At 62.9% G+C, this 21,403-nt stretch carries 19 protein-coding genes; 2 read left to right on the top strand and 17 right to left on the bottom strand.

Going from position 1 to position 21,403, the window contains the following annotated elements:
- Positions 1-1,677, bottom strand: a complete 1,677-nt coding sequence (locus ACSYDV_RS09795) for a histidine kinase dimerization/phospho-acceptor domain-containing protein (protein WP_438323603.1) — start codon at positions 1,675-1,677, stop codon at positions 1-3.
- Between the two features lie 169 nt (positions 1,678-1,846).
- Here ACSYDV_RS09795 and ACSYDV_RS09800 point away from each other — a divergent pair, with 169 nt between their 5' ends.
- Positions 1,847-2,320 (top strand): Lrp/AsnC family transcriptional regulator, encoded by a 474-nt coding sequence (locus ACSYDV_RS09800; RefSeq protein ID WP_088470710.1) that lies wholly within the window; start codon positions 1,847-1,849, stop codon positions 2,318-2,320.
- A gap of 74 nt (positions 2,321-2,394) precedes the next feature.
- Here the strand turns inward: ACSYDV_RS09800 and ACSYDV_RS09805 are convergent, their stop codons facing one another.
- Together ACSYDV_RS09805 and ACSYDV_RS09810 are read right to left on the bottom strand one after the other, a co-directional pair.
- The gene (locus ACSYDV_RS09805) at positions 2,395-3,681 is read right to left on the bottom strand and encodes a tetratricopeptide repeat protein (RefSeq protein ID WP_438323604.1); all 1,287 of its coding nucleotides are present in this window, start codon (positions 3,679-3,681) and stop codon (positions 2,395-2,397) included.
- A 164-nt stretch (positions 3,682-3,845) separates the two neighbouring features.
- Positions 3,846-4,055, bottom strand: coding sequence for a hypothetical protein (locus ACSYDV_RS09810; protein ID WP_438323605.1), 210 nt, complete (start codon positions 4,053-4,055; stop codon positions 3,846-3,848).
- 155 nt (positions 4,056-4,210) lie between these two features.
- On the opposite strand from ACSYDV_RS09810, the gene ACSYDV_RS09815 reads away from it, so the two are divergent.
- Positions 4,211-6,577: a hypothetical protein gene (locus ACSYDV_RS09815; protein WP_438323606.1), complete on the top strand. Its 2,367-nt coding sequence runs from the start codon at positions 4,211-4,213 to the stop codon at positions 6,575-6,577.
- 486 nt (positions 6,578-7,063) lie between these two features.
- Here the strand turns inward: ACSYDV_RS09815 and ACSYDV_RS09820 are convergent, their stop codons facing one another.
- From ACSYDV_RS09820 to nuoF, 14 genes are read right to left on the bottom strand one after another with little or no spacing between them, the layout of a single operon-like run.
- Positions 7,064-7,324, bottom strand: a complete 261-nt coding sequence (locus ACSYDV_RS09820; RefSeq protein ID WP_438323607.1) for a DUF1467 family protein — start codon at positions 7,322-7,324, stop codon at positions 7,064-7,066.
- A gap of 11 nt (positions 7,325-7,335) precedes the next feature.
- On the bottom strand, positions 7,336-8,970 hold the full coding sequence (locus ACSYDV_RS09825; protein WP_438323608.1) for a ribonuclease J: 1,635 nt from the start codon (positions 8,968-8,970) through the stop codon (positions 7,336-7,338).
- Positions 8,967-9,752 carry a type III pantothenate kinase gene (locus ACSYDV_RS09830; protein ID WP_438323609.1) on the bottom strand — a complete coding sequence of 262 codons (786 nt, stop codon included), beginning with the start codon at positions 9,750-9,752 and terminating at the stop codon, positions 8,967-8,969. The genes ACSYDV_RS09825 and ACSYDV_RS09830 overlap by 4 nt, the downstream gene beginning before the upstream one ends.
- A 2-nt stretch (positions 9,753-9,754) precedes the next feature.
- Positions 9,755-10,558 (bottom strand): biotin--[acetyl-CoA-carboxylase] ligase, encoded by an 804-nt coding sequence (locus ACSYDV_RS09835; protein WP_438323610.1) that lies wholly within the window; start codon positions 10,556-10,558, stop codon positions 9,755-9,757.
- Complete coding sequence (nuoN, locus tag ACSYDV_RS09840; protein ID WP_438323611.1) at positions 10,480-11,913, bottom strand: NADH-quinone oxidoreductase subunit NuoN; 1,434 nt, start codon at positions 11,911-11,913, stop codon at positions 10,480-10,482. The genes ACSYDV_RS09835 and nuoN overlap by 79 nt, the downstream gene beginning before the upstream one ends.
- Positions 11,910-13,457 carry an NADH-quinone oxidoreductase subunit M gene (locus tag ACSYDV_RS09845; protein ID WP_438323612.1) on the bottom strand — a complete coding sequence of 516 codons (1,548 nt, stop codon included), beginning with the start codon at positions 13,455-13,457 and terminating at the stop codon, positions 11,910-11,912. Before ACSYDV_RS09845 ends, nuoN begins: the two co-directional genes overlap by 4 nt.
- Positions 13,454-15,511, bottom strand: coding sequence for an NADH-quinone oxidoreductase subunit L (gene nuoL / locus ACSYDV_RS09850; protein WP_438323613.1), 2,058 nt, complete (start codon positions 15,509-15,511; stop codon positions 13,454-13,456). The genes ACSYDV_RS09845 and nuoL overlap by 4 nt, the downstream gene beginning before the upstream one ends.
- Before the next feature lie 4 nt (positions 15,512-15,515).
- A complete protein-coding gene (gene nuoK, locus ACSYDV_RS09855; protein WP_088470721.1) occupies positions 15,516-15,821 on the bottom strand; it encodes an NADH-quinone oxidoreductase subunit NuoK in 306 nt (101 codons plus the stop codon).
- Positions 15,818-16,429, bottom strand: a complete 612-nt coding sequence (locus tag ACSYDV_RS09860) for an NADH-quinone oxidoreductase subunit J (protein WP_438323614.1) — start codon at positions 16,427-16,429, stop codon at positions 15,818-15,820. The genes nuoK and ACSYDV_RS09860 overlap by 4 nt, the downstream gene beginning before the upstream one ends.
- 12 nt (positions 16,430-16,441) lie before the next feature.
- A complete protein-coding gene (gene nuoI, locus ACSYDV_RS09865; RefSeq protein ID WP_093511087.1) occupies positions 16,442-16,930 on the bottom strand; it encodes an NADH-quinone oxidoreductase subunit NuoI in 489 nt (162 codons plus the stop codon).
- On the bottom strand, positions 16,927-17,970 hold the full coding sequence (gene nuoH / locus ACSYDV_RS09870; protein ID WP_438323615.1) for an NADH-quinone oxidoreductase subunit NuoH: 1,044 nt from the start codon (positions 17,968-17,970) through the stop codon (positions 16,927-16,929). The genes nuoI and nuoH overlap by 4 nt, the downstream gene beginning before the upstream one ends.
- A complete protein-coding gene (locus ACSYDV_RS09875) occupies positions 17,967-18,104 on the bottom strand; it encodes a hypothetical protein (RefSeq protein WP_438323616.1) in 138 nt (45 codons plus the stop codon). Before ACSYDV_RS09875 ends, nuoH begins: the two co-directional genes overlap by 4 nt.
- Positions 18,101-20,113, bottom strand: a complete 2,013-nt coding sequence (gene nuoG, locus ACSYDV_RS09880) for an NADH-quinone oxidoreductase subunit NuoG (protein WP_438323617.1) — start codon at positions 20,111-20,113, stop codon at positions 18,101-18,103. The genes ACSYDV_RS09875 and nuoG overlap by 4 nt, the downstream gene beginning before the upstream one ends.
- On the bottom strand, positions 20,113-21,402 hold the full coding sequence (gene nuoF / locus ACSYDV_RS09885) for an NADH-quinone oxidoreductase subunit NuoF (RefSeq protein ID WP_438323618.1): 1,290 nt from the start codon (positions 21,400-21,402) through the stop codon (positions 20,113-20,115). The genes nuoG and nuoF overlap by 1 nt, the downstream gene beginning before the upstream one ends.
- Position 21,403: the final 1 nt, after the last annotated feature.

A 21,403-nucleotide genomic window follows, 5' to 3' on the forward strand; every position in this document is an offset into this window, starting at 1 on the left:
CTATTCGCCGAGTTGGGCGTCCAGCTCGACATGGTCCTTCGGGTTGGCGGACGGCAGGTGCAAGGTCAAGGCGTTATGCCCGATATCGAGCCGACCGCCGACGCCGCGCGCGAGGCTGTCGACCAGCCGCAGCGAAAAGCCGAGGCTGAGAATCGCGGCGCCCGGCGCCTCTCCGTCAGGGCTGAACCCCGGATCGAGCAGGTCCGTCGCGGTCGCAAAGCGAATCGCGGCAGGCCGAACAATGCGCAGTTGCAGCATGTCGCCATGTTCATGCTCGATCAGCAATTGTCCCACCAATATCGCGCCCGGTTCGGATATATCGACCAGCGCCGTCAGAAGACGGCCGATCATCCGCCGTGAATTGGCGTCGTCCGACCGGGCGAGAAAGGGCCCGCCCACGCGTGAAATACTAAGGTCGATACGCTCTTCGGCCAGCAAGGGCGCGAGATCGCTTTCGACATGCGCCATGATCATATTGATATCGATCATTTCGCCCGTCTCCGGGACGTCGAGCGGGCCTCGGTCGGCGCGGGTCGCCGTGTGGAGATCGTCGATAATCGCTTCAATCGAGGCAGAGTCGGCAACGATCGTTTCGGCCATCGCGCGATAGGCACCACTGACCGGCCCGAACATCTGGCTCGAGATGATCTGCGAAAAACCCGATATCGCGTTGAGCGGGCTACGCAATTCGTGGATCAGCTGGCGGATCGAATCGCCCGGGTCGACGGCATCGACCGAAGCCGGGCGGCCATAGGGAATTTCATTGCCGCGCGGACGCCGCGCGCTGCCGCGATAACCGCGAAACTGGCCCGTCGCTGGATCAAACCAGGGCAAGGCCGAAAAGCGCCATTCGCCCGATTCTGCAGCCGCGCCCGCCAGGACCATCCGCGCGTTGATGATTTCTGCGCGATGGCGAAAGGAGCCCGCAGCGACGCCGTCCGTGCCCGGCTCATCCCCGAACGTCGCCTCTGCGATCGACAGGCCAATCGCGGCGCCGCGCATGACACCATCGACCCAATTGATGACGCCGTCGGCGCCGGTTTCGAACAGAAAGACCGCGCGCGGTGCGCCAGACTCCGGCGAAGCGCCAATACACGCTGCCGGCAGGCTGCGCGTCGATTGATATTTGTCGATGCGGCGGACCAGTTCGCTGATCTGGCTCGGCCCCGTCCCGGCGGGCGCAGCCGCGGCGACGTGCTGCGCGATTGGCGGCAAAGCCGCCTCATGCATCGCCTCAGGTTGTGGCAGCGCAACCGATCCCGCACCCAGGCTGACCAGTGCGCGCCGGACCGCATCGGAAAGATCATTACGTCCCGCCAAAATCGAGCGCGCCATGGCCCCGGTTGCCGGCAAAAGCGCAGCCCAGTCGGCGTCGGAGAGCCGCGCCTGACGCAGCATAGCGGCCGAAACCGCCGGTACATCATTGGCGTAAAAAGCGACAAGCGGCGCGAAACGGCCGTGCCGAGCAACGGCCCGAGCGCAATCGCGGCGAATATTTTCGGGAACCTGGGGGCGCAGGACGGCGAGCGCATGGAAACTGCGCCGAATATCATCGTCGCCCAGTCGATTGCCCCGCTGGGCGAGAATGTCTGTCAGTTGTCGCCACGCAGCGATGCCAGCGCGTCGATCCGCCGGCGCCTCGCGCAAAATAGTCTCGATCATCGTGTCAGCAGTCACGCAAAGCCGGCCCCACACCTGCTAACGTTGGTTAGCGTAAAATTAGTGGCTAGCGCGAAACCCCCGGTCGTGAAAGTGCCTTCCCCCCCCACGTCACATTGTGGGACAATTGCAATCGGCTGAAATAATATTATGGTCGCCGCAGTTTTAGAAGGCGGATGTTTCAAAGATGGCAAGCCAGAAATTCGACCAGATCGATTTACAGATACTCGGCGAACTCCAGAAGAACGGACGAATGACCAACGTCGAGCTGGCCCAGATGGTCGGTTTGACCGCTCCCCCCTGCCTTCGCCGGGTGAGGGCGCTGGAAGAATCGGGGGTGATCCGATCCTATCATGCCGACCTCGACGCCGCGAAGCTTGGCTATGGCATCACCGTCTTTGCGATGGTCAGCCTGCGCAGCCAGGCCGAGGCGGACCTCAAGGCATTCGAAGATTATGTCGGCGAACTCGCTGAAGTCCGCGAATGCTATATGCTCAACGGCGAAATCGACTTTCTGCTGAAGGTCGTCGCGCGCGATCTACAGAGTTTCCAGTCGTTCCTGACGGCGCATCTGACGTCGGCGCCCAATGTCACCAGCGTGAAGACATCGCTGACGATTCGCACCGCGAAGCAACTCGCCGGAATTCCGGTCGAATCCTGACCCGCGGGCAAAACAAAAGGGCGCCGCTCCCGACGGAGCGGCGCCCTTTTTCATTTGCGTCGAAACGAAGCGGATCAGCCGCCCGTTGCCGGCGCCGCCGCAGGAGCTGCTTTGCTCTTGACGTGGATCGTCCAGAGCTGGGCAAGCCGCTGGCGGGGGCCCTGCACCTTGGCAAAGCTGGCGAGCGCCGCGTCATTCTGCCCGGCGAGCGCCTGAGCGACGCCAAGACGATATACGACAAGCGGATCCGAACCGCCGCCAGCCTTCAGCGCCGCTTCATAGAGCGGAATAGCCTGCGCTGCCTGACCATTGCCGACCAGCGCATCGGCTGTGGCGCGTGCGGTCTTGGGATTGCTGAGAGTCGCAGGTTTGCTGGCGTCTGCGGTGACGGCGGCAGCATCGCTGGCCGCGCGGGGTTCCTGCGAACTCAGGATACCCGAGAAATGGGTATCGCTCTTCGGAATGACGCCCTTGGCCTGCCCCTGTTTCACGACAGCCACGACTTCGCTCGGATAACCCGCATCGATCGCCAGTGCAGCATATTCGGCATATTCGGGCCGATCGGTCATGGAGTCGGTGGCGCGCATCAGGCGGAGGACGTCGAGATTGAGGTCCTTGTCACCACCCGCCTGCTGCAACATGATGTAGAGCAGGTTCCGCCACGTCGCGGGGGCCGGATAATCCTGAACGCGCATCGACAGCGCTTCGAGCATGTCATTGGTCCGCTTGGCCTTTTGGAAAGCCTGCGCCGGGCGGACGAACAATTCTTCCGACGGGCGCTTGCCCGCGGCACGATCGGCCTCAATCGCGGCCTTGGCGAGTGCCCAGCCCTGATCAACCTGTCCGGCGTTGATATAGCTGTCCATCAACATCGCCGGCAACGCGGCCTCGGTCGAGCCTGCAGCGCGGGCAGCCTCCAGCCGCTGGATCGCCTTGGCGTAATTTTTGGCGCCATAGGCAAAATTGCCCGAGAAGAAATTATAGACCGCGACATTCTCCGGGGGAGTGATTCCGGAATCGATCATGGCGTCGAGACCCTGCGCCTGCAGCGCAGTGTCCTTGTTCAAAATGCCGAGCTGCAGCTGATAATTGGCGAGCAGATATTTGTCTTCTGCGGTCGTCGCGGTCGACTGGCCTTCGGTCAGCGCAGCTTGCAGCGCGGCCGCATCCTTCGCCGTCGTCGCGTCCATCATCTTCTTGACCGCCGGCGAAAACGCCTTGCTGGCGCTCATTCCGCCCTTTTTGGTTTCTTGCTTCTTCGGCTTTTCTTTCGCGGCGGCGGGGGTCGCAGGCGCCATCAGCGCGAGGCCGAGCACGGCAGCCATGGCCGTCGCGGGCATCAGGCGGAAACGGTTGAACATCGAATACTCTCCTTTGTATCGGCCGCCTCGCCTGGACGCAATTCGGGTTCGGCCGCGGTTCCTAAACGCGGCTAAACGCCTCGCGTTGCCATGGCAAGACAGCGGATGTTGATATTTCCCTGGCACCGAACGGCTGAACGGAAATTGAACCCGTATCGGCGGGTTCAGACGATAGCGTCGATGGCCGCGTTGATCTGACGGAGCACGGCGGGATCCCCGGGAACGCCCGCCATCGCCTGTTCGGCGAGTTCGATCAGCGATATGATGCCAAAGGTTGCCGCAAGGCTTTTCAAACGCAGCGCCGCGACATTCCAATTAGCGTCACAGCGCGCCCGGCGCATCAGATCGGTGAGATCGCGAGCATTCTCTGCCAAGACGCCGCGCAAATCCATCGCCATCACCGGATCGTCCCCGATCGCGGCGGTAAGATATCTGTCCAGGGGGCCACTATCGAACGACATTCCACAGGATTGACATTGCGCGGTTAAGTTTCCGTTTCGCGGGGAGCATTTGATGCTAAGATGTCGGGATGACCGGAGAAAAGAAAATCGTTGGATTGTGGCGGGATTCCGCGACAAATCAGGAAGCTGGCCAGCAGGCGCCGATAGAAGCTGGCGCGCCCGATACCGCGTCGGCGCCCGAGGCCGAAGTCCCTGCCGAACGCGACTGGCTCGACATGTCGGCACTGGCCGACACCGGGGTCGCGGACCATAGCACCGACATCGCGGAACCGTCGCAGTGGCGCGATCGCACCGCTCCGATTTTGCTGCTTCTGCTCGGCCTTGGCTGGACGGTCTTTGCACTGGCGGCATCGACCGGAAATTTCGCACACAGCCCGGTGCTTGCCGAATGGCCCGGCCTGCTCGCCGTCATCGCCATGCCGCTGACGTTGCTCGTGGTGCTGTGGATGGCGCTGCTCCGCTCGAGTCGCTCGGAGCAGGCGCGGTTCGCGCGTGTCGCGACGGCGCTGCGTAATGAGAATATGGCGCTCAACCAGTCGATGCATTCGCTGGGACTGCATCTGGTCGATGCACAGCGCCAGCTCGGTGACCAGGCGAAGCTGATCCAGAATATGGGCCTCGACACCGTCGCACGGCTCAACGAGAGCAGCGACAAGCTCGCCAGCAATGCCTCGGTCATCGCCAATGCGCATGACCAGCTCGCACGTTCGGGCGATGTTGCTTTGCAGCGGATGGACGGCCTGCTCGCCGGATTGCCGCGTATCGACGATGTCGCACAGCGGCTGGCAGTGAATTTCCGTGAGGCCGGGCTCGTTGCGCATCAGCAAGGGGCGAATCTGGAAGCCCAGCTGGCGTCGCTCGCCGAGGAAGCCGCAAAGACTGCCCAGACCGGCGAAGCATCGGCGGCCAGCCTGCACGAAGCCATGTACGCGCTCGAAGAACAGGCCAGATTGGCCGAAACCGGGCTGCTCACCGCATCGGCGCAGGTTACGGGCGCCCATGGAGCAGCGCTCGCACAGATGACGAAACTCGCCGCGTCGGCGCGCGACGATATGAATGCGACCGTCGCGACGCTCACCGGCCAGATGGGCGCGACCTGGCAGCAATTCCGCGAAGGCGTTGACGATGCCGCCACGCTGATGGACGCCCGGCTGGCGACGGCGCGCGAGGCCGGCGATGCGATGAGCGTGCAGCTTACGACGCATGGCGAGGCCAGCGAAGCGCTGGCGGCGCGTATCGCCGCACATGTCACGCAGGTCGAACAGCAGCTCGAAGCGCTGGACGCGAATGTTTCGGCGAGCACCGGCGTTATCGGGCGCGCGATCGAGGACACCAGAACCCAACTCACCGCCTTCACCGGCGAAGTGCAGAACGGAAATGCGTCGGCGCACCAGTTGATCACTCACGCCGAATCGCTGCTGCTGGCGCTCGATGCGGTGACCCGCGAAATCGACGAAACGCTGCCGCACGCACTCGACCGCATCACCGCACACGGCGCAACGACACAGACCGCATTGTCTCAGCTCCGCCCACTGCTCGATGCTTCGGAACTTGTTGCCCAATCGACGCTGTCGCACGTCAATGCCGTGCACGCGACGCTCCAGACGAACGAAGCGCAGATGACCGATCAGGCGACCAGCCAACAGGCGCTGGTCGAACGGATCAACGCATCGCTGGCCGATGCCGACGGCGCGCTGGCGAAGCTGCGCAGCGGTGCCGACGACTTCTCCGACCAGAGCGGAGCCCGGATGATCGCGACGCTGAACGAGGTTCGCTCCACCGCCGAAGCCGCCGCAGACGAAGCGCGCCAGACGCTTGACCGGCTTGTCGCCGGCGCCCGCGAAACGATGGAAGCGACCGCCAGCGAAGCCATCGACGCCGCTTTCAAGACCGAAATCATGGCGCAGCTGAGCGCAATCGAAGATGCATCGCAGCGCGCAGTTGCCGCCGCGAACGGCGCGGCCGACCGTTTGATGCGCCAGCTTATCACGGTGATGGACACAAGCGCGAGCGTCGAGGCACGCGTTGCCGAGGCCGAGCAGGCGCTCGCGGCATCGGGCCGCGACTCGCTCGCGAAGCAGGTCGGACTGTTGACCGAAGCGCTGAAATCGACGGCGATCGACGTGACCAAGATCCTGTCGCACGAAGTCAGCGACGCCGCATGGGACGCCTATCTGAAGGGCGACCGCGGCGTTTTTGCGCGGCGCGCGGTCAAGCTGATCGAAAATGGCGAGGCGAAGGAAATCCTGCGCCTGTACCAGAGCGACGACAGCTTCCACGCCGCGGTGAACCAGTTCATCCATGATTTCGAAGCGATGCTGCGCGTACTGATTGGCGCGCGCGACGGATCGGCGATCAGCGTCACCTTGCTGTCGTCGGACATCGGCAAGCTTTATGTCGCGCTGGCGCAGGCGATCGATCGCCTGCGGAACTGACCAGATCGAGAGGGCATTCTGATCCTCCCTGTGGCGAAGCCATGGGGAGGTGGCAGCGCGAAGCGCTGACGGAGGGGCGTTGACGCTGCCGTCGCGGCCCCTCCACCGCCGCCTGCGGCGGCGCTCCCCCCTCCCCATGGCTGCGCGACAGGGAGGATCGATTCGGGTCGCGAGCGACGGTTCATGCCCCGGAATAGCGCGTGTAATTTTATTCCAAAGTATAGGAAGTACAGGGCACGTCCCCCCTTGTTCCCCCTCCCCCACGACGATTTCGCACGACAGGATGGCGGATGCGGCGCGCACGCGGGAAAGGAGGAAAAGCGTCACAAAGGACAGGTTATGCCCGCGCAATATTGTAGGACAGCATTTTCCGGGTGCTGATTTCCCTATTTCGTCGTTTCCCTTTTCTCGTCACCCCGGGCTGACCCAGGATGACGATGAAGGAGAGGCCGCCAGATATCAAATAAACGCAGTTTTCTCGTCGTCTTACGCCCGGCCGCTGAACACTTCAGGATCGGCCCAGCCGCTCGTGAAGGCGACATAGTAAAGCGCGAACAGGCCAGTGGCGACGATTGTGATCTGGAGCAGAACCCGACCCGGGCGGAAACTGGCGGGCGCGCCTACATCCTGTCCTTTGACCATCGGTACGGCGTCGTCGTTCGCGCGGCGGCCATGGAACGGCAGCACGAAGAACGCGCTGAGTGCCCAGAAGAGCAGATAGATGGCGAACGCCGAAGTCACATTCATTGCGTCTATCCTCAGATATCGACGAGCATCACGTCGACGATGGGCTTCTTGCCCGTCCAGTCGGTCGCCACGCGGCGCACGGCAAGACGGATCGCCTCGCGAAGCCGGTCGATATCCTTCGCCGGACCATTTGCGGCCTGTTCGGCGGCCTCACGCATTTCGTCGATGAATGCCTCGCGCTCATCCTCGACCGGAACGCCGCGATAGCTGACCGAGCTTTCGACGAAGCGCTTTTTGGAGAAGATCGCAGCGACGGTGATATGGCCATGAAGCGCGATCTTGCGCCGCTCGTTGATCGTCTCGCCATCGGCGGGCATGATCACATCGCCGTCGAGGATCAGCCGTCCGGCGCGAACGCGCTCGACGATTTTGGCCGGGCCGGGCGACAGGCGGCAAAGATCGCCATTTTCCTGCACCAGCATGCCGGGCACGCCCTGTTCGAGCGCAAAGCGCGCCTGTTCGTGCATGTGGCGGATCTCGCCATGCACCGGCAGCACCAGTTTCGGGCGCAGCCAGCCATAGAGCGCCGCAAGCTCGGGCTGTCCGGGATGGCCGCTGACATGGATATGCGCCTGCTTCTCCGTGACGGTCAGCACGTCGCGGGCGGCGAGCTGGTTCATGATCCGTCCGATCGCGACCTCGTTGCCGGGGATCTGCTTCGACGAGAAGATGACCGTATCGCCGGCCTGCAGCTTGATCTGATGTCCGTCGGACGCCATGCGGCCGAGGGCCGCGCGGGCTTCGCCCTGCCCGCCCGTCGCAATCACCATCAGCTTGTCGCGCGGCAGGCGCATCGCCTCGTCGAAATCGACCGTCGGCGGGAAATCCTTCAAATAGCCTGCGGCCCGGGCGACGCCGAGGATGCGGTCGAGCGAACGCCCCGCAACGCACAGGGTGCGTCCGGTCTCGACCGCCACGCGGCCGAGAGTTGCGAGGCGCGCCGCGTTGGAGGCGAAAGTGGTCACGATCACGCGGCCCCGCGCCTCGCCGACGGCCTTCAGCAAGCCGTCGTGGAGGTCACCCTCGCTGCCCGATGCATCGGCGTTGAAGGCGTTGGTCGAATCGCAGACGAGGACGTCGACGCCCTCGTCGCCGATCGCGGTCAGTGCAGCAGCGCTCGACGGGGTACCGAGCACCGGATCGGCGTCGAGCTTCCAGTCGCCCGTGTGGAAGACGCGGCCATAAGGGGTGTCGATCACCGCCGCGCTCATTTCGAGGATCGAGTGGGCGAGCGGCATCAGGCGGATGCCGAAGGGACCAAGCTGGAACTGCGCGTCGATATCGACGGTCTTGATCTTGACCTCTTTCTCCAGCCCCTCTTCGGCGAGCTTGTGCGCGATCAGCCCCGCGGTGAAGCGGTTGGCATAAAGCGGCACGCCAAGGTCCGCGGCGAGATAGGGCAAGGCACCGATATGATCCTCATGCCCGTGGGTCAGGATGATGCCGAGCAGGTCCTTCTTGCGATCCTCGATGAATTCGAGGTCGGGCATGATGATGTCGATGCCGGGATAATCATGGGTACCAAAGGTCACGCCAAGATCGAGCATGATCCATTTGCCGTCGCAGCCATAAAGATTGGCGTTCATCCCGATTTCGCCCGATCCGCCGAGCGCGAGGAAGAGAAGTTCTTTGCCGGGGACGCTCATGCTGCAGCACCCCGCTGCGCATAGAGGTGCATCAAACCATTGAGGGTCAGATCGGGTTCGATCCGGTCGAAGAGATGCGCCTGTTCCTGGAACAGGGTCGCCAGACCGCCGGTGGCTATCACCGTCAGCGGCTTGCCGATCTCGGCCTTCATACGGCCAATCAGCCCTTCCATCATCGATACATAACCCCAATAGACGCCAATCAGCATCTGACTCTCGGTAGTGCGACCGATAACGCTGTTCGTGGCGGGCGCTTCAATCGCGATGCGCGGCAGCTTGGCCGCGGCAGCGACGAGCGCCTCGAGAGAGAGATTGACCCCGGGCGCGATGATCCCGCCCATATAGGCGCCGTCGGGCCCGATATGGTCGAGCGTCGTCGCGGTGCCGAAACTGATGACGAGCTTGTCGGTTCCGGGCGCCGCCGCCTGCGCCGAGATCGCATTGACCGCGCGGTCGGCGCCGACCGACTGCGGCTCGTCGACCTTGAGCGCGATGCCCCACGTCACCGGCGCGCGACCGGCGACGAGCGCGTCGACGCCGAAATATTTGACCGACAGCAATTGCAGATTGTGCAGCGCGCGCGGCACGACGGTCGAGATGATCACCGCATCGACATCGCCGCGCTCATAACCTTCGATCCGCAGCAACTGGTCGAGCCAGACCGCATATTCGTCGGCGGTGCGGCGGTCGTCGGTTGCGATGCGCCAGCGTGTCAGAAGGTTGGCGCCGTCGAACAGCGCGAATTTGGCGTTGGTGTTGCCGACATCGATCGCGAGAAGCATCGTCAATTCCTTCCCGACACGGGCCGTTGCAATTCGACATCGCCCGCATGGATCAGCATGATCTCTCCGCCCGCGCGGCGCAAGCGCATCGCACCGTCGGGCGCGAGGCCGTCGAATGTCCCGTCGATCCCCTGTTCTGACACGCGCAGCGGCGTTCCGATGGGGTGTGCATGGGTGGTCCATGCCGCGACGATCTGGTCAATCCCGCCCTGCCGCCACGTCCACAGCGCGTCGGTCAGCGACACCGCCAGCACCTCGGCAAAACGGTCGCGGTCGATCGTCACGCCCTTGTCGGCGAAGCAGACCGTCGGGCGGTCGGGCAATTCGGGCGACGATACCAGATTGATCCCCATGCCGATGACGATGCTGTCACCGACGCGCTCGAGCAGGATGCCGGTGCATTTGACGCCCTCGATCAGCAGGTCGTTGGGCCATTTCAGCTTGGCGTCGACCCCGGGGGCAAGCGTGCCCACCGCTTTGGCCAGCGCGACGCCGGCAACGAGCGACAGCCCCGCCGGCGACGGATCACCTGCGGTCAGATGCACCACGGTCGATCCCATGAAATTGCCGTGCCCGTCGCCCCAGGCGCGCCCCAATCGGCCACGCCCGGCGGTCTGGCGATCGGCGACCAGCCAATGCCCTTCCCCGACATGCTCTCCGCCTGCCAGCCGCGCCAGCAGGTCGGCGTTGGTCGAACCTGTCTGCGCGATCCGCTCGATGGGCGGGATCAGAAGAGCACCGCTGCGGCGCTGGCCGAAATCACCGCCAGCACAGGGATGAAGAGATAGCCGATGACCGAAAGCCACAGCGCGCTCGCGGTGATCACCGCATCCTCGACGATCGCGCCGCTGCCCGTCGGAATTTCCGTGTCGGACTTGTCATCAAAATACATCGTCTTGATGATGGAGATATAATAGAAAGCGCCGATCACCGAGGCGACGATACCTGCAACCGCCAGCGGCACGAGGTTCGCGTTCACCGCAGCCTCGAACACCAGATACTTCGGCCAGAAGCCGAACAGCGGCGGGATGCCGGCAAGGCTGAACAGGAACACCGTCATCGCGGCAGCAATTCCCGGGCGGCGCTGCGACAGCCCTGCCAGTGCCGGAATGCTTTCGATCTGATTGCCCGCCGTGTCGCGCAGTTGAAGCACGACAAGGAAAGCGCCCAGCGTCGTCACGACATAGACGAGCAAATAGGTCAGCACCGCCTCGACACCCTGCTGCGTTCCGGCAGCGAGGCCGACGAGCATGAAGCCGACGTTGTTGATCGACGAATAAGCAAGCAGGCGCTTGATGTTCTTCTGTCCGATCGCGCCGACTGCACCGAGGATGATCGAAGCGAGCGCGAGGAAGATCACGATCTGCTGCCACGCGCCAACCGCCGGGCCCATCGCCTCGATCACGACCCGCGTCATCATCGCCATCGCCGCGACTTTCGGGGCGCTGGCAAAGAAGGTGGTCACCGGGGTCGGTGCACCTTCATAGACGTCCGGCGTCCACATATGGAACGGCACGGCGCTGATCTTGAAGCCAAGACCCGCGAGTACGAAGACGATGCCGAAGATCAGCCCGATGTTGAGTTCGCCGCCCATCGCCTTTGCGATACCGGTGAAATCGGTGGTGCCCGAGAAACCATAGAGCAGCGAAATGCCGTAAAGCAGCATGCCCGATGCCAGCGCGCCGAGGATGAAATATTTCAGGCCCGCTTCGCTCGACCGGTCGTCGTTGCGCATGAAGCTGGCGAGGACATAGGCGGCAAGGCTGTTGAGTTCGAGCCCGACATAGAGCGTCATCAGGTCGCGCGACGATGCCATGATCCCCATGCCGAGCGTCGCGAACAGGATCAGCGCCGGATATTCGGCGCGCATCCCGCCAGCGAAAAAGCGCGGTGCGATCAGGATCGAGACGAAGCTGGCAGCATAGATCAGCAGCTTGGCGAAACCGCCGAAGCTGTCCACCGACAGCGTTCCCGAAAAGACCGAAGCTTCGACCCCGAACAGTGCAACCACGGCAGCCGCAGCGGCGGCCAGCGTCAGCAAGGCGCTGAGCTGGTAAACCCCGACCTGACGGTCACCCATGAAGGTGCCGAGCATCAGCGTGATGAGCCCGCCGATCGTCAGGATCAGTTCGGGCCAGATGAGCATGAGATCGGCGGTCATTGGACGCCTCCCGCATGATGCGCTTCGCCGTGGTGGGCCTCGGCTGCCTTGGGCTTGCCAGCGGCCAGATGCGCGTCACCTGCGGGCTTCGCGGGCGCCAGGCGCGCGACGACGGTGGTCACATCACCGCGCATCGGCGCGAGGAAGCTTTCGGGATAGACACCCATCCACAGCGCCACTGCGGCCAGCGGTGCCAGGATCGCCCATTCGCGGGGGTTGAGATCGGGCATCGCCTTCACATCGTCCTTGGTGAGTTCGCCGAACACAATCCGGCGGTAGAGATAGAGCATATAGGCGGCCCCGAGGATAATCCCGGTGGTGCAGACGAAGGCGACCCAGCTGGAGGCTTCGTAAATGCCCGCAAGGCTCAGGAATTCGCCAACGAAACCGCTGGTGCCCGGAAGACCGATCGACGCCATGGTGAACAGCATGAAGAAGATCGCATAGGCCGGCATGTTCACCGCGAGCCCGCCGTAACGGTCGATCTCGCGCGTGTGCAGCCGGTCATAGATCACGCCAACGCAGAAGAAGAGCGCGGCCGACACGACACCATGGCTGAGCATGATGATCAGCGCGCCTTCGATACCCTGCTGGTTAAAGGCGAACAGACCCGCGGTGACGATCGCCATATGCGCGACCGACGAATAGGCAATCAGCTTCTTCATGTCGCTCTGCACCAGCGCGACGAGGCTGGTGTAGACCACTGCGATCATCGACAGGCCGAAGACGACCCACATCAGCTGCCCCGACGCATCGGGGAACATTGGCATCATGAAGCGGATGAAGCCGTAAGCGCCGAGCTTCAGCAGCACGCCCGCCAGGATCATCGAGCCTGCGGTCGGCGCCTGAACGTGCGCGTCGGGAAGCCAGGTGTGGACGGGCCACATCGGCATCTTGACCGCAAGGCTGGCGAAGAAGGCAAGCCACAGCCATGTCTGCATCTGAACCGGGAAGTCGTAGTTCAGCAGGACCGGGATAGACGTCGTTCCCGCCTCCGCGATCATCGCGATCATCGCGATCAACATCAGCACCGAGCCGAGCAGCGTGTAGAGGAAGAATTTGAACGCCGCATATTTGCGGTTCGCGCCGCCCCAGATGCCGATGATGAAATACATCGGGATCAGGCCAGCTTCGAAGAAGATGTAAAAGAGCAGCAGGTCCTGCGCCATGAAGACGCCGATCATGACCACTTCCATGACGAGGAACATCGACATGTAGAGGCCAACGCGGCTCTTGATCGATTCCCAGCTCGCCAGAATGCAGAGCGGCATCAGGAAGACGCTGAGCATGATCAGCATCAAGGCCATGCCGTCGATGCCGAGCGCATAGTCGAAGCGGCCGAAGATGCCCTCGTGCAGTTCCTGGAACTGCCACTGTGCGCCGCCAATGTCGAAATTGGCCCACAGCACACAGCCGAGGACAAAGGTCACCAGCGTTGCGCCCAGCGCAACCCAGCGCGCCATTTTGTCGCCGACGAACAGACAGGCGATGGAAGCGATCGCGGGGACGGCCAGCATCAGCGAAAGGATGGGAAAGCCGCTCACAGGAAATTCACCATGGCCCAGCTGGCAAGGCCGACAAGACCCAGCAGCATCACGAACGCATATCCATAAACATAACCCGATTGCAGTCGTACCGCGAGCCGTGTTCCCCCCTGGACGAGCGCCGCGGCGCCGTCAGGACCAAAGCGGTCGATCGTCTGTTCATCGCCGCGCTTCCAGAAGAAGCGGCCGATCGCGAACGCCGGCTTGATGAAGAGAATATTGTACAGCTCGTCGAAATACCATTTGTTGTAGAGGAACTGGTGCAGCAGCTTGAACTGCGCCACGAACCGCGCCGGCAGCGTGGTGTTCCGGATATAGCTGTTCCACGCAAGGAACAGGCCGATCGCCATCACCGTGAACGGCGTCCATTTGACCCACGTCGGCACTTCGTGCGCGGCGTGCATCAGATGTTCGTCGAACGCCAGCATGCTGCCCTTCCAGAAAGCCATGCCTTCCTCGGGATAGATGAACGGGTGCGCGAAGACAAAACCGGCAAAGATCGCACCGATCGACAAGACGCCCAACGGGATGAGCATCGAAATCGGGCTTTCGTGCGGGTGGTAGCCCGCCGTGCCGTCGCCATGTGCATCGCCATGATGGGCGTGGTCGTCGTGTGCCGCATGCGCGTGCGCATGGTCGCCGTCATGGCCATGATCGTCGTGAACCGCGTGCTGGATATGCTCGCTCTGTTCCCAGCGCGGCTTGCCATAGAAGGTCAGGAAGATCAGGCGCCACGAATAGAAGCTCGTGAGCAGCGCGGCGAAAATGCCGACCCAGAAGGCAACCTGACCGCCGCCACCCGCAGCGAAGGCTGCTTCGAGGATGCCGTCCTTCGAATGGAAGCCGGCAAAGCCTGCGACCCCAGCAATACCGACACCGGTGATCGCCAGCGTGCCCGCCATCATCGCCCAATAGGTGAGCGGGATATGCTTACGCAGGCCGCCATAATAACGCATGTCCTGTTCGTGGTGCATCGAATGGATCACCGAACCCGCACCAAGGAACAGCAGCGCCTTGAAGAAGGCGTGCGTGAACAGGTGGAACATCGCCGCGCCATAGGCGCCCACGCCCGCAGCGAAGAACATGTAACCAAGCTGCGAGCAGGTCGAATAGGCGATGACGCGCTTGATGTCCCACTGCGTCGTGCCGACCGTCGCCGCGAACAGGCAGGTCGCCGCACCAACAAAGGTAACGACGCCAAGCGCGATCGGTGCGGTTTCGAACATCGGCGACAGGCGGCAGACCATGAACACGCCCGCGGTGACCATCGTCGCGGCATGGATCAGCGCCGACACCGGGGTCGGGCCTTCCATCGCGTCGGGAAGCCAGGTGTGCAGACCAAGCTGCGCCGACTTGCCCATCGCGCCGATGAACAGCAGCAGGCAGAGGATCGTCATCGTGTCGAGACGCATGCCCAGGAAAGTGATCGTCGATCCCGCCATGCCCGGAGCAGCCGCCAGAATCTCGGGGATCGAGACGGTGCCGAAGACGAGGAAGGTGCCGAAGATGCCAAGCATGAAACCCAGATCGCCGACGCGGTTGACGACGAACGCCTTGATCGCGGCGGCATTGGCGCTGGGCTTTTTATACCAGAAGCCGATGAGCAGATAGGACGCGAGACCGACGCCTTCCCAGCCGAAGAACATCTGGACCAGATTGTTCGCGGTCACGAGCATCAGCATCGCGAAGGTGAAGAGCGAGAGATAGGCGAAGAAGCGCGGCTGGTCCGGGTCTTCGTCCATATAGCCCCAGCTATACAGATGGACGAGCGCCGAAACGGTCGTGATGACGACCAGCATCACCGCGGTCAGCGTATCGACGCGCAGTTCCCAGTTGAACTGAAGCGCACCCGACGACACCCAATGCAGTACGGTCACGACTTCGGCCTGGCCGGTTCCGCCGACGAACGACAGGAAGATCGGCCAGCTCAAAGCGCAGCTGGTGAACAGCGCGCCCGTCGTGACGATTTTCGACGCGGTATTGCCGATAACGCGCTGGCCGAGGCCTGCGACGAGGGCCGCCAGCAGCGGCAGGAAAACGATCGCCTGAATCACCGGCTTATCCCTTCATCCGGTTGGCATCGTCGACGGCAATTGTGCCGCGGCCGCGGAAGTAAATGACGATGATGGCGAGCCCGATCGCCGCTTCACCAGCGGCCACCGTCAGCACGAACATCGAGAAAACCTGCCCGACGAGATCGCCGAGCGCGGCGCTGAATGCGACAAGGTTGATGTTCACCGCCAGCAGGATGAGTTCGATCGCCATCAGGATGACGATGATATTCTTGCGGTTGATGAAGATGCCGAGCACGCCGAGCGTGAACAGCACCGCCGAAACGGCGAGATAATGGCCGACCGAAATCACAATTCCATCCCCTGCCCGACGCCTGGATCGACGAGACGCGTCGCATCCTCCGGACGGCGGCGATTCTGTGCCGAGATATTCTGAATGCGCGCGCCGCCGCGTTGGCGATGCGTCAGCACGATCGCGCCGATCATCGCGACGAGGAGGACGATGCCCGCCGCCTCGAACAGGAAGATATAGCGCGTATAAAGAAGCTCACCGACCTGTTCGATATTGCTCTTGTCGGTCACCACCGGTGCGGCACGCGACGCGAGGTCGATCCCGCCGGCGCTCCATGCGCCCAGCGCAAAGATCAATTCGGCAACGAGAATGATCGCGACAAGTGCACCGAGCGGCAGATAGCGCACGAAACCCGCACGCAATTCGGCGAAATCGATGTTGAGCATCATCACGACGAACAGGAAGAGAACCGCGACCGCACCGACATAGACGATGACAAGCAGCATCGCGATAAATTCGGCCCCCGCGAGGAGCATCAGCCCCGCCGCGTTGAAGAAGGCGAGGATCAGCCACATGACGCTGTGGACGGGGTTACGGGCGAAAATCACCATCGCACCCGACGCGATTACAAGCGTCGCGAAGAGGTAAAAGGCAGCTAGCTGAATCATATGCGCCGCCCCCTAGCGGTAGGGCGCGTCAGCGGCAAGATTTGCCGCGATCGCGCGTTCCCATTTGTCGCCATTGGCGAGCAGTTTGGCCTTGTCATAAAGCAGTTCTTCGCGGGTTTCGGTCGCGAATTCGAAGTTCGGCCCCTCGACCACGGCATCGACCGGGCATGCTTCCTGGCAAAAGCCGCAATAGATGCACTTGGTCATGTCGATGTCGTAACGCGTCGTGCGGCGCGAACCATCGTCGCGCGGCTCGGCCTCGATCGTGATCGCCTGCGCCGGGCACACCGCTTCGCACAGCTTGCACGCGATGCAGCGTTCCTCGCCGTTCGGATAGCGACGCAGCGCATGCTCGCCGCGGAAACGCGGCGACAGCGGGTTCTTCTCGAACGGATAGTTGATCGTCGCCTTGGGCTTGAAGAAATATTTCAGCGTGAGGGCGTGCGCCTTCACAAACTCCCACAAGGTGAAGCTTTTGATGAGGTGGGCAATGGTACTCATGAATACCTCGTCAGCATCAGATAGCCGGAGATCAGGAAGATCCAGATCAGCGAAATCGGCAGGAAGACTTTCCAGCCCAGCCGCATCAGCTGGTCATAACGGTAGCGCGGGACGGTCGCCTTGACCCAGCTGAAGACGAAGAAGAAGAACAGGATCTTCGCGAACAGCCAGATGACGCCCGGAACGGCATAGAGCGGCGCCCAGTCGATCGGGGGCAGCCAGCCGCCCCAGAACAGCACCGCGTTGAGCGTGCACATCAACAGGACGTTGGCATATTCGCCGAGCCAGAAGAGCGCGAAGGCCATCGACGAATATTCGGTCTGATAACCCGCGACGAGTTCGCTTTCCGCCTCGGTCAGATCGAACGGCGCGCGCGCGGTTTCGGCGAGCGACGAGATCAGGAACATCACCGCGAGCGGGAAGAGCAGCAGGTTGAAGCCAAAGGCGTTGACGACGCCCAGCCCGTGCCCCTGCTGCGCTTTGACGATCTCGTTCATGTTGAAGCTGTCGGCGAAAAGCACGACGCCGACCAGGATGAACCCGATCGAGACTTCATAGCTGATCATCTGCGCCGAGGCGCGCATCGCCGAGAAGAAGGGATATTTGGAGTTCGACGCCCAGCCCGACAGGATCACGCCATAAACGCCCAGCGACGAGATCGCGAGAATGTAGAGCAATCCAACGTTGATATCGGCCAGCACCGCGCCCGAATTGAACGGGATCACTGCCCATGCGAGCAGCGCGACGGTGAAGGTGATGATCGGCGCGATCAGGAACAGGCCCCGGTTCGCGCCGGACGGGACGATCGTTTCCTGAAGAAAGACCTTCAGACCATCCGCGAACGACTGAAGCAGGCCGAAGGGGCCGACGACGTTGGGACCACGGCGGAGCGCGATCGCCGCCCAGATCTTGCGGTCGGCATAAATGATCATCGCCACGCTGAGCATCAGCGGCAGCGCGATCAGCAATATGCCGGCGACCGTCGCGACGCCCCACGCCCATTCATAGGACATGCCAAGGCTCTGGAAAAATTCGGTCATTTCCCTGCCCCGTCCTGGTTGCGCCAGTTATTGTGCGGGCCGGGCTTGTCCGATTTGCGCGGATTGAAGCCGCGCCAGACCGAATAGCCCATTCCGGCCAGCAACAGGCTGGCGATCGCATGTACCGGGGTCATTCCGCGGCCTCCGCATAGTCGGCGCCATGGAGGATTTCCTCCGAGCAGCGCTGCATCGTCGGCGACGCGCGGCAAATGGCGTTGGTGAGATAGAAATCCTTGATCGGCGACGGAATTTCGCGCGCTTCAGGCTTGGCAGGCAGCTTCGGCGGCGCCCAGCCGTAATCGGCGAGGCCTTCGACGCCCAAAGCCGGCACCGCAGCGATCATCGCCGCGCGGCACGCATCGAAGCTGTCGAAGCCGACCGACACGCCCAGCGTATCGGCAAGCGCACGGAAAATGCTCCAATCCTCGCGCGCGTCACCCGGTGCGAACACCGCCTTGTCGCTGCGCTGGATGCGGCCTTCGGTATTGACCGTCGTGAAGTCCTTTTCGGTCCACGCCGCGGCCGGCAGGATGACGTCGGCGGCATGCGCGCCCTTGTCGCCATGATGGCCGACATAGACCTTCAGCGTGTCGGCGAAGTTGGTGAAATCCACCTCGTCGGCGCCGAGGAAGAAGGCGAGCTTCGGCTTCGCCGCAACCACATCCTTGATCCCGCCCGGCAAACCATAGCCCAGCATCAGCGCACCCATGCGCGCGGCCGAGAAATGGACGACGTTGAAGCCGTTCCAGCCGTCCTTGATCGCGCCGACCGACTTCGCAAGGTCGAGCGCCGCGCCGTGGACGCCGGGGACCGACAAGGCGCCGCCGCCGAACACCAGCATCGGCCGCTCGGCACCCTTGAGCGCATCAAGAGCCGCCTTGGGCAGCTTGGCAACCAGCGAGGCATCATTGCCCAGCCATTCGACCTTGTAAGTCAGGTCGGTTTCAGCGCCGATCCCGTAAACCTTCGCGCCCTTCTTCCACGCCGCCTTGCGGACGCGCGTGTTGATGAGCGGCGCTTCCCAGCGCAGGTTCGTACCGACGAGCAGGATCACATCGGCATTTTCAGCCTCGGCGATCGTCGTGTTGAAATTGACCGCCGACAGGCTGGTGACATCATAGTCGAGCCCGGTCTGACGCCCTTCGAGCAGATTTCCGCCGAGTGCATTCACCAGCGCCTTGGCGGCGAACATCGTCTCGCAATCGGCCATGTCGCCCGCAATCGCGGCGACCGACGAACCGGCGTTCGCGGCCTTGATGGCGTCGAACGCTTCGGCCCAGCTGGCTTCGACCAGCTGGCCTTCGCGGCGCACATAGGGCTTGTCGAGGCGGCGACGGATCAGGCCGTCGACATGGTGGCGCGTCTTGTCGCTCGCCCATTCCTCGTTCACATCGTCGTTGACCCGCGGCAGCACGCGCAGGACCTGACGGCCGCGCGCATCGATACGGACATTGGTGCCGACGGCGTCCATCATGTCGATGCCGAGCGTCTTGGTGAGCTCCCACGGCCGCGCTTCGAACGCATAGGGCTTCGAGGTCAGCGCGCCGACGGGGCAGAGGTCGATCACATTGCCGCTAAGCTCGCTCGCGACGGCGCGTTCAAGATACGACGTGATCTGCATATTCTCGCCGCGACCGATCGCGCCGATATCCTCAACGCCCGCGACTTCCTCCGCAAAGCGGACGCAGCGCGTGCACTGGATGCAGCGGGTCATCACCGTCTTGACGATGGGGCCCATATATTTTTCGGTGACCGCGCGCTTATTCTCGTCATAGCGCGTCGCGCCGCGACCATAAGCGACCGACTGGTCCTGCAAATCGCATTCGCCGCCCTGATCGCAGATCGGGCAGTCGAGCGGGTGGTTGATGAGCAGAAACTCCATCACCCCTTCGCGGGCCTTCTTCACCATCGGGCTGTCGGTCTTGATCACCTGCCCCTCGGCGGTCGGCAGCGCGCACGATGCCTGCGGCTTCGGCGGTCCCGGCGACACTTCAACAAGGCACATGCGGCAATTGCCGGCGATGCTCAGGCGTTCATGATAGCAGAAACGCGGAATTTCCTTCCCCGCCAGCTCGCACGCCTGCAGGACGGTCGCGCCCTGCGGAACGTCCAGTTCTACGCCATCTACGGTAACTTTAGGCATTATTCGGCTGCCTCCAGAGCGCCACCATTCTCGCGAATGCGGCGTTCGATCTCGGGACGGAAATGCTTGATCAGGCCCTGGATCGGCCACGCGGCGGCATCGCCGAGCGCGCAGATGGTGTGGCCTTCGACCTGCTTCGTCACGTCAAACAAAGTGTCGATCTCGCTGACGTCGGCGTCGCCGGTGCGGAGTCGCTCCATCACGCGCCACATCCAGCCGGTGCCTTCGCGGCACGGGGTGCACTGACCGCAGCTTTCATGCTTGTAGAAATAGCTGATGCGGCTGATCGCCTGAACGACGTCGGTCGACTTGTCCATGACGATCGCGGCAGCGGTGCCGAGCCCCGATCCGACGGCTTTGAGGCCGTCGAAATCCATCGGGCAGTCCATGATTTCGGCCGCCGGAACCAGCGGAACCGACGAACCGCCGGGGATGACGGCGAGGAGATTGTCCCAGCCGCCGCGAATGCCGCCGCAATGCTTGTCGATCAGCTCGCGGAAAGTGATGCTCATCTCTTCCTCGACGACGCACGGCGTGTTCACATGGCCGCTGATCTGGAAGAGCTTGGTGCCCTTGTTATTCTCACGCCCGAAGCTGGAGAACCACGTCGCGCCGCGCCGCAGGATCGTCGGGACGACCGCGATGCTTTCGACATTGTTGACCGTCGTCGGGCAGCCATAAAGGCCCGCACCCGCCGGGAACGGCGGCTTCAGGCGCGGCTGGCCCTTTTTGCCTTCGAGGCTTTCGATCATCGCGGTTTCTTCGCCGCAGATGTATGCGCCGGCGCCGCGATGGACGAAGACGTCGAAGTCATAGCCCGACTTGGCGGCATTCTTGCCGAGCAGGCCGGCGTCATAGGCCTCCTGCACCGCAGCAAACAGCGTCTCCGCCTCGCGGATAAACTCGCCGCGAATATAGATGTATGCGGCGCGCGCGCGCATCGCGAAGCCCGCGATCAACGCGCCTTCGATCAGCTTATGCGGATCGTGACGGATGATTTCGCGGTCCTTGCACGAACCCGGCTCGGATTCGTCGGCGTTGATGACGAGGAAGCTCGGGCGATCGGCGCGCGGCTCTTTCGGCATGAACGACCATTTCAGGCCGGTCGGGAAACCCGCACCGCCGCGGCCGCGCAGACCCGACGCCTTGATCTCTTCGATGATCGCGTCCTGGCCGCGCTGGATCAGCGCCTTGGTATTGTCCCAATCGCCACGCGCCTGCGCGGACTTCAGGTTCCACGGCTGATAGCCATAGAGGTTGGTGAAGATGCGGTCCTTATCGGCGAGCATC

It is taken from the genome of Sphingopyxis selenitireducens, from assembly GCF_051550705.1.
GTDB lineage: Bacteria > Pseudomonadota > Alphaproteobacteria > Sphingomonadales > Sphingomonadaceae > Sphingopyxis.